14 protein-coding genes are annotated in these 12,476 nt (G+C 60.9%); 12 read left to right on the top strand and 2 right to left on the bottom strand.

Going from position 1 to position 12,476, the window contains the following annotated elements:
- Positions 1-229 precede the first annotated feature (229 nt).
- The 12 genes from secY (at position 230) to eccB (ending at position 10,162) form a co-directional block, all read left to right on the top strand.
- The gene (gene secY / locus MHX65_RS04900) at positions 230-1,555 is read left to right on the top strand and encodes a preprotein translocase subunit SecY (protein ID WP_239269092.1); all 1,326 of its coding nucleotides are present in this window, start codon (positions 230-232) and stop codon (positions 1,553-1,555) included.
- On the top strand, positions 1,555-2,100 hold the full coding sequence (locus MHX65_RS04895) for an adenylate kinase (RefSeq protein WP_126318292.1): 546 nt from the start codon (positions 1,555-1,557) through the stop codon (positions 2,098-2,100). The genes secY and MHX65_RS04895 overlap by 1 nt, the downstream gene beginning before the upstream one ends.
- Positions 2,100-2,894 carry a type I methionyl aminopeptidase gene (map, locus tag MHX65_RS04890; protein WP_239269090.1) on the top strand — a complete coding sequence of 265 codons (795 nt, stop codon included), beginning with the start codon at positions 2,100-2,102 and terminating at the stop codon, positions 2,892-2,894. Before MHX65_RS04895 ends, map begins: the two co-directional genes overlap by 1 nt.
- 68 nt (positions 2,895-2,962) lie before the next feature.
- Positions 2,963-3,754 carry a L,D-transpeptidase gene (locus MHX65_RS04885; protein WP_239269088.1) on the top strand — a complete coding sequence of 264 codons (792 nt, stop codon included), beginning with the start codon at positions 2,963-2,965 and terminating at the stop codon, positions 3,752-3,754.
- A gap of 259 nt (positions 3,755-4,013) precedes the next feature.
- A complete protein-coding gene (gene infA, locus MHX65_RS04880; protein ID WP_003854422.1) occupies positions 4,014-4,232 on the top strand; it encodes a translation initiation factor IF-1 in 219 nt (72 codons plus the stop codon).
- 182 nt (positions 4,233-4,414) lie between these two features.
- Positions 4,415-4,783 carry a 30S ribosomal protein S13 gene (rpsM, locus tag MHX65_RS04875; protein WP_023025213.1) on the top strand — a complete coding sequence of 123 codons (369 nt, stop codon included), beginning with the start codon at positions 4,415-4,417 and terminating at the stop codon, positions 4,781-4,783.
- A gap of 3 nt (positions 4,784-4,786) precedes the next feature.
- Positions 4,787-5,191, top strand: a complete 405-nt coding sequence (gene rpsK, locus MHX65_RS04870) for a 30S ribosomal protein S11 (RefSeq protein ID WP_005277076.1) — start codon at positions 4,787-4,789, stop codon at positions 5,189-5,191.
- A 21-nt stretch (positions 5,192-5,212) separates the two neighbouring features.
- The gene (gene rpsD / locus MHX65_RS04865) at positions 5,213-5,818 is read left to right on the top strand and encodes a 30S ribosomal protein S4 (RefSeq protein ID WP_023016758.1); all 606 of its coding nucleotides are present in this window, start codon (positions 5,213-5,215) and stop codon (positions 5,816-5,818) included.
- 114 nt (positions 5,819-5,932) lie between these two features.
- Positions 5,933-6,943: a DNA-directed RNA polymerase subunit alpha gene (locus tag MHX65_RS04860; protein WP_239269086.1), complete on the top strand. Its 1,011-nt coding sequence runs from the start codon at positions 5,933-5,935 to the stop codon at positions 6,941-6,943.
- Positions 6,944-7,010: 67 nt separating this feature from the next.
- The gene (gene rplQ / locus MHX65_RS04855; protein ID WP_005277082.1) at positions 7,011-7,523 is read left to right on the top strand and encodes a 50S ribosomal protein L17; all 513 of its coding nucleotides are present in this window, start codon (positions 7,011-7,013) and stop codon (positions 7,521-7,523) included.
- 381 nt (positions 7,524-7,904) lie between these two features.
- Positions 7,905-8,786, top strand: a complete 882-nt coding sequence (truA, locus tag MHX65_RS04850) for a tRNA pseudouridine(38-40) synthase TruA (RefSeq protein WP_239269084.1) — start codon at positions 7,905-7,907, stop codon at positions 8,784-8,786.
- 92 nt (positions 8,787-8,878) lie between these two features.
- Positions 8,879-10,162, top strand: coding sequence for a type VII secretion protein EccB (gene eccB, locus MHX65_RS04845; RefSeq protein WP_239269082.1), 1,284 nt, complete (start codon positions 8,879-8,881; stop codon positions 10,160-10,162).
- On the opposite strand, the gene MHX65_RS04840 is transcribed toward eccB, so the two are convergent.
- Positions 10,159-11,400 carry a S8 family serine peptidase gene (locus MHX65_RS04840; protein ID WP_239269080.1) on the bottom strand — a complete coding sequence of 414 codons (1,242 nt, stop codon included), beginning with the start codon at positions 11,398-11,400 and terminating at the stop codon, positions 10,159-10,161. The two genes, eccB and MHX65_RS04840, sit on opposite strands and share 4 nt — an antisense overlap.
- A complete protein-coding gene (locus tag MHX65_RS04835; RefSeq protein WP_239269078.1) occupies positions 11,400-12,455 on the bottom strand; it encodes a type VII secretion integral membrane protein EccD in 1,056 nt (351 codons plus the stop codon). Before MHX65_RS04835 ends, MHX65_RS04840 begins: the two co-directional genes overlap by 1 nt.
- Between the last annotated feature and the right edge of the window lie 21 nt (positions 12,456-12,476).

The following is a 12,476-nucleotide window of genomic DNA, read 5'->3' as shown; positions in this document are numbered from 1 at the left end:
TCATTGTCACATAATGCGGGTTAGATGTGGCTCGCAGTTATATAGCTGGTAGGGTTATGGGGTCAAAAGTGTTCCACCGTTCCTTTGGGACTCCTTGTCTTTACTTCTTAACGCCGTGTGAGAAAGATGTGGAGCCCTGAGGGGGCCAACGAGTGTCCACCTCCGTGTGTTGCTGCGTGAGGAATCCATAGATTCGCGCGTGACAGCGGTAGGCCAGGAGGATTTTGTAGTGTCCGCCATTTTGCAGGCTTTTAAGGATGCCGACCTACGCAAGAAGATCGTCTTCACCGTCGTGATGATCATTGCGTACCGCATCGGTGCACAGATCCCGTCGCCGGGTGTAGATTACGCGTCAATTGCAGGACGCTTGCGTCAACTGACAGAGGAATCCGGAGACCTCTACTCCGTGATTAACTTGTTTTCTGGCGGCGCCCTATTGCAGCTGTCGATCTTCGCCATCGGCATCATGCCCTACATTACGGCGTCCATTATCGTGCAGCTGCTGACCGTGGTCATCCCGCGCTTTGAGCAGCTGAAGAAGGAAGGTCAATCTGGGCAGGCGAAAATGACCCAGTACACCCGCTACCTCACGGTCGCCTTGGCGCTGCTGCAATCCTCCGGCATCGTCGCGCTGGCGGACCGCGAGCAGCTGCTGGGCCAGGGCGTGCCGGTCTTAGCAGAAGACCGCAACTTCTTCACCCTCATCCTGCTCGTGGTGACGATGACCTCCGGTGCCGTCCTCGTAATGTGGATGGGCGAGCTGATTACGGAAAAGGGCATTGGCAACGGCATGTCCCTGCTCATTTTCGCTGGTATTGCTACGCGCCTGCCTACCGATGGCATGAATATCCTGCAAAACAACGGCGGCATGGTCTTCGCGATGGTGTTGGTCGGCCTTATCGTCTTGGTCGTCGGCATTACCTTCATCGAGCAGGGCCAGCGCCGCATCCCGGTGCAGTACGCCAAGCGCATGGTGGGCCGTCGCCAGTACGGTGGCTCTTCCACCTACTTGCCGCTCAAGGTCAACCAGGCCGGCGTTATCCCAGTCATCTTCGCCTCCTCGCTTATCTACATGCCGGTGCTGATCACGCAGATCGTCAACTCCAGCTCCGTGAACACCCCGGATAACTGGTGGCAGCGCAATGTCATTGCGCACCTGCAGGCGCCGTCGTCCTGGCAGTACATCGTCTTGTACTTCCTGTTGACCATTTTCTTCGCATACTTCTACGTTTCGGTGCAGTACGACCCCGCCGAGCAAGCGGATAACATGAAGAAGTACGGTGGCTTCATCCCAGGCATCCGCCCGGGCCGCCCTACGGCGGAGTACCTCGGCTTTGTTATGAACCGCCTGCTCAGCGTCGGTGCCCTGTACTTGGCGTTGATTGCCATTTTGCCGAATATCCTCCTGGACCTCGGCGTCGGCCACTCTTCTGCTAACGGCACCTCCGCCTTTGGCGGTACCGCCATCTTGATTATGGTCTCCGTCGCGTTGACCACGGTCAAGCAAATTGAATCCCAACTTCTCCAATCCAACTACGAAGGACTATTGAAATAATGCGTCTTGTACTTCTTGGCCCTCCCGGTGCTGGCAAAGGCACCCAGGCAGCAATCCTGAGCGAAAAGCTCGGCGTTCCACACATCTCTACCGGTGACCTCTTCCGCGCCAATATTGGCGAGGGCACCCCGCTGGGCGTTGAGGCGAAGTCCTATATTGACGCCGGAAAGCTAGTGCCTACCGATGTCACCGCGCGCATGGTAGAAGAGCGCCTCAGCCAAGACGACGCCAAAAACGGCTTCCTCTTGGACGGCTTCCCGCGCACCACCGAGCAGGCAGACATCCTGGAAGAGCTGTTGTCCAAGAAGGGCGAAAAGCTCGACGGCGTATTGAATTTCGAGGTTTCTGAGGACGTCGTTGTCGAGCGCATGATGGCCCGCGGCCGCGCCGACGATAACGAGGAAACCATCCGCACCCGCCTGGGTGTCTACCGCGATGAGACCTTCCCGCTCATCGAGCACTACGGCGATGCCATCATCCCCATCAAGGCAGAAGGCTCCGTCGAAGAGATCAACGCTCGCGCCATGGAAGCGCTGGGCAAGTAATGGCTTTTCGGCGCCGCACCAAGCGCATTCCCGCCCGCACCCCGGGCGAGCTGGATGCTATGCAGGCGGCTGGCGAGATCGTCGGCAAGGCGCTGCAAGCAGTCCGTGCCGCGGCGGCGCCAGGAGTGAGCACGCTGGAGCTCGATGCGGTGGCGGAACAGACAATCCGCGATGCCGGTGCCACCCCTACCTTCAAGGGCTACGAAGGCTTTCCGGGCTCCATTTGCTCCTCCGTTAACGATGTCATCGTGCACGGCATCCCGGATGCTAAGACGGTGCTTGCCGATGCCGACCTCGTCTCCATCGACTGCGGCGCCACCCTCGATGGGTGGGTAGGAGATAGCGCGTGGTCCTTTCCCATCGGCGAACTCGACCCGGGCGTTGCGGCATTGAACGCGGCGACCGAATGGGTGCTCATGGAAGGGCTACAGGCGATGGTGCCGGGCAACCGCCTGACGGATGTCTCCCACGCCCTGGAGCAGGCGACTTACCGCGCAGAGGACAAGTTTGGCGTATCCCTCTACATCGTGGATGGTTACGGCGGACATGGCATTGGCCGCACCATGCACGAAGAGCCCTACTTGGAAAATGAGGGAAAGCCCGGCCGCGGTCCCCTCATCCAGGAGGGCTCCGTCCTGGCCATCGAACCCATGCTCACCTTGGGCACCGTCGATAGTGCGGTGCTAGAAGATGACTGGACGGTGGTCACGCTCGACGGCTCCGTTGCCGCCCACTGGGAGCACACGGTGGCCGCGACGGTGGACGGCCCGCGCATCCTCACCAGGCGCTACTAATACTTATTCCCCGAAAAATCGCCGCTTAAACTAGGCGATAATTCCCTGAAAGGTTTATACTCACCACTATGTCTAAATTCAGCCTCCGCAAGTTAAGTGCCACCGTTGCTGCACCAGCAGTGGCTGGCGTCATGGCATTGAGCACTATTGCCGGCGCCCCGGCAGCTTCTGCTCAGCAACTCCCTAATCTCGACCAGCTCACCGCACAGGCCCAGCAGCAGGTTGATAACTTCCAAGGCCAGACCCGTGACCAGGCATGGCAGACCCGTACTGACATCCTGGATCAGGCTGAGAAGTACGCCCCAGAACTGGCACCGAATGTACAGTCCGCAGTGGATAGTGCACTGGAATTCCTTTTCCCGGGCCTAGTTGCGCAGAAGAACGAGGAAGCACGCCAGGCTCGCGAGGCCGCTGAGCGCGCACACGCACAGCAGATTGCGGAAGAAAAGGCGAAGGCTGAAGAGGCGGCGCGCCGTGCGGAGGAGCAGCGCCGCGCTAACCAGTTCGACCGCGGTTCCTGCCCGGCAGACGCCAAGATCTGTGTCGACCTTGACGGCCGCCGCACCTGGCTGCAGGAAGGTGGCGACGTCTCCTACATTTCCCCATCCATGTCCGCCGGCATGGTGGGTGAGGAAACCCCGCGCGGTACCTTCCACGTCAACCGCAAGGTGAAGGACGAAATCTCCCGCGAGTTCAATAACGCACCGATGCCGTACTCCATTTACTTCACCAATAACGGCCACGCTTTCCACCTGGACAACACCAACGTTGACTCCAACGGTTGCGTGCATCTGCCGTACGATGCCGCGGTTCGCTATTGGAACGATGTCCAGATTGGTGACAAGGTCTACATCTACTAATTCGATGTAGCTCACCGCGTTAACGCGCCTCGCCCTCGCGCTTGGTTCCAGAATCAGGAACTGAGCTCGAGGGTATTTTTAGTTTTACTCCGCTGGTTTGGGATTTATGAAAGTGCGTACGGTTTGGAAATCGTGTCGCTGCAGCGTATGCTGGTTTGACGGTGTATAGCGCCAGTAGGTCTGGTTGGCTTGCACCACCGCAGTAGACAACAAACATGCAGGTGACAGGTACTTGTCTGTCGCCAGAAAAGTAGAGGTTATGGCTAAGGAAGGCGCAATTGAGGTAGAGGGTCGCATCGTCGAGCCTTTGCCAAACGCAATGTTCCGTGTCGAGCTCGACAATGGGCACAAGGTTCTTGCACACATTTCCGGTAAGATGCGTCAGCACTACATCCGCATCCTCCCGGAGGATCGCGTCGTCGTAGAGCTGTCTCCTTATGACCTGACCCGCGGACGCATCGTCTACCGCTACAAGTAAACACAGTCAGCCTCCTCACCCAAGGGCGAAGCATGGTTTTGTCCTGTACACCTCAGGCTACGGTGGCCTGAGCCCGCACTGGTAAGCAACCCAAGGATCCCCGGCACGGTCCGGGCGAAGCGTTGCATGGAGCGGGACGGATGGGGAGAAAACCGCCGTAACAACCCGAAAGGACACGCCTTATGGCACGTCTAGCTGGTGTTGACCTCCCACGCAATAAGCGTATGGAGGTCGCTCTCACCTACATCTACGGCATCGGTCCAACCCGTGCCAAGGAATTGCTAGAAAAGACTGGCATTTCTCCTGACCTGCGCACCGACAACCTGGATGATGAACAGGTTTCGGCACTGCGTGACGCAATTGAAGGCTCCTGGAAGGTAGAGGGTGACCTCCGCCGCCAGGTTCAGGCTGATATTCGTCGCAAGATTGAAATCGGAAGCTACAAGGGTCTGCGCCACCGTCGCGGTCTGCCGGTACGCGGTCAGCGTACGAAGACCAACGCGCGTACTCGTAAGGGCCCGAAGAAGACGATCGCAGGAAAGAAGAAGTAGTTCATGCCTCCAAAGACTCGTTCCGGCGCACGCCGTTCCGGCCGTCGCGTCGTCAAGAAGAATGTGGCTCTGGGCCACGCATACATCAAGTCCACCTTCAACAACACCATCGTCTCGATCACCGATCAGACCGGTGCTGTTATCTCCTGGGCATCCTCCGGCCACGTTGGCTTCAAGGGTTCCCGCAAGTCCACTCCGTTCGCTGCGCAGATGGCCGCTGAAAGCGCCGCACGTAAGGCAATGGACCACGGCATGAAGAAGGTTGACGTATTCGTCAAGGGTCCGGGCTCCGGCCGCGAGACCGCCATCCGTTCCCTGCAGGCTGCAGGCCTCGAGGTTTCCTCGATCACGGATGCAACTCCACAGCCGCACAACGGCTGCCGTCCGACCAAGCGTCGCAAGGTTTAAGGGAAGGAAAGAGGTAAGAAAATGGCTCGTTACACTGGCCCCGCTACCCGCGTATCCCGCCGTCTTCGCGTCGACTTGGTCGGCGGAGACATGGCATTCGAGCGCCGCCCGTACCCTCCGGGACAGGCTGGCCGCAACCGCATCAAGGAATCTGAGTACCTGCTGCAGCTCCAGGAGAAGCAGAAGGCAAAGTACACCTACGGTGTGCTGGAGCGTCAGTTCCGCCGCTACTACACCGAGGCTAACCGCCTCCCAGGCAAGACCGGTGACAACCTGGTCATCCTGCTGGAGACCCGCCTCGACAACGTGGTTTACCGCGCCGGTCTGGCACGCACCCGCCGCCAGGCTCGCCAGCTCGTTTCCCACGGTCACTTCACCGTGAACGGCAAGAACATCAACATCCCGTCCTACCGGGTTACGCAGTACGACATCATCGATGTCCGCCCGCGGTCCCAGAAGATGGAATGGTTCGAAGACGCTCAGGACGCTCTTATCGATGCCAACGTACCGGCATGGTTGCAGGTCGTTCCTGATACGCTGCGCATCCTCGTGCACCAGTTGCCCGAGCGCGCTCAGATCGACATTCCGCTGCAAGAGCAGCTCATCGTCGAGCTTTACTCGAAGTAAACTGTTATACCGCACGGCCCTTCACGGCCACGCGGTCCATCAGGAATCTTCAACCTCAAGATTTTTACCCCCTCTACCGGCGTCAAATAGCGGTCGCCGAAAAGGAGAATTGAAATGCTCATTTCCCAGCGTCCTCAGCTCACCGAGGAATTCATCGACTCGTCTCGTTCCAAGTTCGTTATCGAACCGCTCGAGCCGGGCTTTGGTTACACCCTCGGTAACTCGCTGCGTCGCACCCTGCTGTCGTCCATCCCGGGCGCAGCGGTAACCTCCATCAAGATTGATGGTGTGCTCCACGAGTTCACCACCATCAACGGTGTGAAGGAAGACGTTTCTGAGATCATCTTGAACATCAAGAGCATGGTCCTGTCCTCCGACTTCGATGAGCCGGTGGTTATGTACCTGAGCAAGGAAGGCCCTGGTGATGTCACCGCGGGCGATATCCAGCCGCCGGCTGGCGTGGAGATCCACAATCCGGATCTGCACATCGCTTCGCTGAATGACACCGCTAAGCTGGACATTGAGCTCGTCGTTGAGCGCGGCCGTGGCTACGTCCCGGCTGCCGCAACCTCTGGGGAAATCGGCCGTATTCCAATCGACCAGATCTACTCCCCAGTGCTGAAGGTCTCCTACAAGGTCGAAGCTACTCGTGTTGAGCAGCGCACCGACTTTGACAAGCTGACCATCGACGTCGAAACCAAGAACTCGATTTCCGCCCGCGATGCCCTGGCTTCTGCCGGCGGCACCTTGGTCGAACTGTTCGGCCTGGCACGCGAGCTGAACAACGCAGCCGAAGGCATCGAGATCGGCCCCTCCCCGCAGGAGACCGAGTATATCGCCGCCTACGGCATGCCTATCGAGGACTTGAACTTCTCCGTTCGCTCCTATAACTGCCTGAAGCGTCAGGAAATCCACACCGTCGGCGAGCTTGCAGAATGCACCGAGTCCGACCTGCTGGATATCCGCAACTTCGGTCAGAAGTCGATTAATGAGGTAAAGATCAAGCTGGCTAACTTGGGCCTTGCTCTGAAGGACACCCCTGAGGACTTCGACCCCACCCAGCTCGAGGGCTACGACGCAGAAACCGGTGACTTCAAGGACCCGGCTGCGGACGATTCCGAGTAAAGAATCACCCTGAACTGCGGCACTCGTTGCCGCGCGCTCAACTTTTACCGCACACGAGGAGTAAACAATGCCTACCCCGAAGAAGGGTGCCCGTCTCGGTGGCTCCGCCAAGCAGCAAGCTCACATGCTGAGCAACTTGGCAGCTAGCCTGATCGAGCACGGCGCCATCAAGACCACCGATGCCAAGGCGAAGGTTCTTCGCCCGTACGTCGAAAAGATCATCACCAAGGCTAAGTCCGGCACCATTGCTGACCGCCGCGCAGTGCTGAAGCTCATCCCGCGCAAGGATGTTGTTTCCCACCTGTTCGACGAGGTTGCACCGAAGTTTGAGAACCGTGAGGGTGGCTACACCCGCACCATCAAGCTGGACAACCGCACCGGTGATAACGCCCCGATGTCCCAGATCTCCCTCGTTCTTGAGGAGACCGTGACCTCCGAGGCTAACCGCGCTACCCGCGCTGCCGCTTCCAAGGCCGCTGAGGCTGAAGAAGCTCAGGCAGACGAGGCTGCAGAGACCGAGGCTCCGGCCGAGGACACCGCAGCTGAGAACACCTCTGCTGAGGAGTCCGAGGAGAAGTAATCTCCCTCGGCCACTGAATCCGCGTCGGCCCTAACGCCGCGCGTGGATTGCACCGACTACTCGCAGCAGTAGCGCACAATCGCCGCCTTCCCATACTCTTTACGAAGAGAGACGGGAAGGCGGCTTTTGTCGTTTTCCCTCAGCCCCTGCGCCGCGACCTCCTGGGCCTCGGTATTTTAGTGTGACTATGAGCCGGTTTCGTCGCGCATCCACCCGCGCATCCACCCGCGCAACCTCTTATGCGCATCCTCCACTGCGATAACTGAGCAATTACGGCCCTCAGATATTGCATTTTCTGCTCAAAACGAATAGGGGAGGTGTAGCAGGAGAAGTTGCACATTTCGGGAACCCGCCGCCGCCTCCGGTAGCATTAGGTCCACCATGACTGAAGCAGCACCGATCGCAGATGAGGGACCAGCGGAAGGATTCGTTCGGCTCCGGTTAGACCTGGCCTATGACGGCACCGATTTCCACGGCTGGGCTAAGCAAAAGGGCGGACTGCGTACCGTCCAGGGCGTGCTCGAGGAGCAGCTGGCCATGATCGCGCGCACGGAGGTGCCGCTGACGGTGGCCGGACGTACGGATGCGGGCGTCCATGCCCGCGGGCAGGTGGCGCACGTGGACGTACCGCAAGAGATGTTGGAACAACGGTCCGTAGGAGGCGATCCGGGAAAGTTAGTGCGCAGGCTTGCCAAGCTGTTGCCGGAAGACGTCCGGGTGCACGGCTGCGAGGTGGCGCCGGAAGGTTTTGATGCCCGATTTTCTGCGCTGCGTAGGCACTACGTGTACCGGATAACCACCAGCCCGCGGGGTGCGCTGCCGACGCGGGCGCGCGATACGGCCGAATGGTTCAAACCGGTAGACATCGATGCCATGCAGGATGCGGCCAACGCGCTGGTAGGCCTGCACGATTTTGCGGCCTTTTGCAAGGCCAAGCCGAATGCCACCACCATTCGAGAATTACAGGAATTTAGCTGGCAGGATGTCTCGACACCGGAAGAACCGCAGCTCTTTGAAGCCCGGGTGACCGCGGACGCCTTCTGCTGGTCGATGGTGCGCTCTTTGGTGGGCTGTTGCTTAAGCGTTGGGGAAGGCCGCATGGACGTCGACTTTGCCGCGGCATTGCTTCAGGAAACCAAGCGCTCCTCTCGCATTCCCGTAGCACCGGCGAGGGGCTTGTCCTTAGTACAAGTGGATTACCCGGAGGCGGGCGACATGTCCGCGCGCGCGCATATGACGAGGGAAAAGCGCACGACCTTGTGAAAACACGCTGCCAAGTGGCAGGGCCGTGGAGCCTACGCTAGCCTGAGGTCTGGGTTTATTTAGACTTTCGGGGAATTTTCGGGGGGAAATTCATGGCACGTCCATTGCCAACGACGAAGGCCCAAGTCTCGGGCCATAAATTTTTGCGCCGCCGCGTGGAACACGGGCTCGTATTGGGCGATACGCGCATGATCCATGATCCGCTAGCCCGCCGCCGCAAGGCGATGATATTCGGCGGGGTAGGCGTGGCCTTTTTGGCCGTCGGTTCTGGGCTTTTAGCCTGGTTGCAGCCGAGCCCGCAGCCAGGGGACGCGCCCATCGTGCGCTCGGAACAGGGCCAGCTCTTCGTGGATGTCAACGATACGTACCACCCCGTTTACAACCTCTCTTCCGCGCGGATCATCGCCGGCGAGGCGGCCGAGGCGCAGACCATTGGGGACGAGCATTTACGCGAGGCCTCGTTGGGCACTCCCGTGGGGATTTCGGATGCGCCCGGCTATTTGGCCGCACCGGGCGAGACCCCGCAGCGCTCGTGGGCGGCGTGCCTTGCCGGACACGATGAGCAGCCTGCCGATAACCCCACCAGCATCGATAGCCAACAGGTGGCCCAAGAAGAGGTCATCGTGGTAGCGGATCCGCCGCAGGAGGGCTTTGGGGAGGAGCGTGCTGCGCTCGCAGAAACGGATGGCACGCAGTGGCTGCTCACCGCGGACGGGCGGGTGCGTTTACCCGATGCGCAGAGCACGGAGGGCCGGGTCATCCGCCGCGGGATTGGCATCGACGGGAGCACCCATGCCTGGCCCGTTCCCGCGGAATTGCTCAATGCCTTTGCGGAGCAGCCGCCGCTGACGTTTCCCGATCCGCTGCCGGACATCATGGATACCGGGCAGGATCAGTGGGCCCGGACGGACGACGGCGTCGCCGAGCTTTCCGCCACCCAGGCTGACATGCTGGTTAGCTACGGCGCGACGCGCAAAGAAGCCTCACCACGAGAGATAGGCGCGCTTGCCGATTCCCCCTTAAACTTCCGCCTGCCCGCCACCACCTTCGACTTCGTTGACCCAGGTGAGGGCTGGATGTGCGCCGATAGCAACGGTGGGGCAGCGATGGTGACTGAGAACCCCGGGACGGTAGCGCTCGCAGGTGAGGGCATAGCGGATCGCTTCGGTGGGCTATCGGCAGGAGGAGTTGGTGTGGATACCGGGCATGGCTATCACGTTGTCTCGCCGACGGGGCAGCGCCATGCGGTGGACAATAAGGAACTCTTGGAGGCCCTCGGCACCGGTATCGGGGCGGAGGTTCCGTGGGAAATCATCCGGCTACTGCCAGAAGCCTCGCGCTTGGACCGGGACGAAGCTCTGCAGGTCAGCCGCTAGGCCGACTTGGCTCGGCGTAGCCCGCGGGCAACCGTCAGGCCGGTCAGCAGCAGGACTAACCCGCCGATCACCCACCCGGTACGGCTCGCCGCTGGGGAGTGTTCGTCTTTGGCGGGTTGGATGGTCAGATCGCGCGCGGGTGCGGCATATTCGCCATCGATATGGGTCAGGGCGGCGAGCGGGTCGATGAAACCGTTGCCGGGCTCGCCGGCAGAGAGGAGACGTTGGCGTATATCGGCGGCGCTGGCGTCTGGGTAGCGCTCGGCTAATAAGGCGGCGGTGCCGCTAACCACCGGAGCCGCGAACGAGGTGCCATGAAACTGCGCCAGGGAATCCTGTTGGTTCTTCCCGTCTGCCCAGCCACCGGCGGGATTAAGCGCTAAAGGGACGAAGCCGTGGGCGGATAATTGTGGGCCATCGGCAGGCGTGAGGGAGTACTCCGCCAGCGCGTGGGCATCCTCTTGGGCGCTAATGGATAATACGGTCGGTGAATCAGCGGGAAAGACGTGATCGCCTTCTTCGCAGGTGCCGGAGGAAATATTGCCGGAGGCTGCGATGACTACCGCGCCGGCATCTTCCGCGTGGCCGAGCGCCTCATCCAAGCGGGAGCTATCGATGCGCTGCGCGGTCTTCGCTGGAACGCAGGACACGACGGAAATATTGATGACCTGGGCGTTGTCCTCCACGGCATGATCGATGGCGCTGGCCAATGTGTCGAGCGAGCCGGTAGTGCTGTCCTCGTCGGACTCGCCGGCCGTGCCATCGTATTGGCGATAATGCGCGCTGGTTTGGCGGATGGCGCGGATCTCAGATCGCGGGGCGATGCCAATATCGTGCCCGGCAATGATGCCGGCTACAACGGTGCCGTGCAGGTCGCAATCCCGGTGCGGATCCGGTTCTTCCGGAGTGACTAGGTCCGCGCCTGCGGTGAGATTCGGCAGCTGATCGTGGTGGGCAACGCCGGTATCGATGACGGCTACCTTAATGCCCTCGCCCGTGGCAAAGGAATGCAGCTGGGAGCGGTAGGCGCGCTGATCCTCGGAAGGTTCTGGCGCTAGGGGAGAAGGATGCGCGGTGGCGCATTCCCGGTCCGGTTCCCGCGCGCCCGCGATGGGAGCTGCTGCGATGAAGCCGCCGGTTTCGGCGAGGACACACGCGGTGAGGGCACAAGCAGCAAGCCTTGAACTGCCGCTGAAACCAGGTAGTACGGAAGAACGACGCGAGCGATTGTGGTGCATTATCCTAGCCCCCGAATGAGCTCGAAGATCCCGGCGAGGTGCGCGGCAAGCGGCAGGCAGGCGGCGATGGTCAGGGACTCGATGCGTTCGAACCAGGCGATGGTTGTTGGTTCCACCTCGCTCATTTTGGCCGTCCACAGTGGTGCGCTTAACATCGCGGCAAGCAGGAGGGCGGCGACCGCCGTCGGCGCCCAAGCGCCGGCAAGCCCATTGGTGGCAATCGCATGCACGGCGCACAAGCAGGCGGTGAGGCAGGCAACCATAGCGACGAGCATGAGAGCCCAGCTGGCAAGCACGCGCCCGTGACGCGCGGCGTGCATGACCACCGTTCCGGCAACAGAGACGCAGAGCGCTTGGACGAAGCCGAGCCCGGTTAAACCGGTGCCGAAGAGCACGGCTATGCGAGAACCGATGGAAGCGTCTCCCGCCTCGTTCACGGTCCCGTCCGTGGCCACGAGGGTGCCGGTGCCGGTGAAACTGAGCGCGATAAGGGCCGGGATGAGGCAGAGCGCGATTGCGCAGCAGATGCCCTCGTAGGCGTACCCGGCGCGGGTGGCGCGATCGTCCACATCGGGCTGGAGTTCATCCGATACGGCGAGGTCTTGGCCTGCGGTGGGCAATTGCGGCACCTTGAGTCCCGCGGTGGCGATGGTCAGCGCGGGGGCGGTGGCAAGCACAATGACGCCTGCGATAACGGTGCCCGCGGCCGCTGCGGTGCCGTGGCTCGTGCCGATGCCCGAATTCCCACTGAGCCCAGGAAGCAGGTAGCTCACGGCCGCAATGAGCACTAGCCCGGCGATGGTGAGCACACCGGAGGTAATGCGTACCGTGCTTAACCGGGTGAGGTGGCAGGCCAATAACGCCGCGAGGAGGGTGGCGCTGGTGCTGAGGGCGGCATAGGGGGCATCGGCAAGCGCGGGCGAAATAAGCGCCCACCCGCTCGCCGCCCCTGCCGCCAGGGTGAGCATGACAAGCGATAGCGCCCGCGTCCACAGCGCGAGCACGAAGGCCGCGATGGCGAGCCCGGCGCAGGCCACCGCCGGAAGTGAGAGCACCCAGGCCACGGCGAAGGCCGC

The organism is Corynebacterium sp. ACRPS, from assembly GCF_022346005.1.
In the GTDB taxonomy this organism is placed as follows: domain Bacteria; phylum Actinomycetota; class Actinomycetes; order Mycobacteriales; family Mycobacteriaceae; genus Corynebacterium.
Note: the sequence above shows the minus strand (reverse complement) of the source record. Positions and strands in the feature narration are given on the sequence as shown.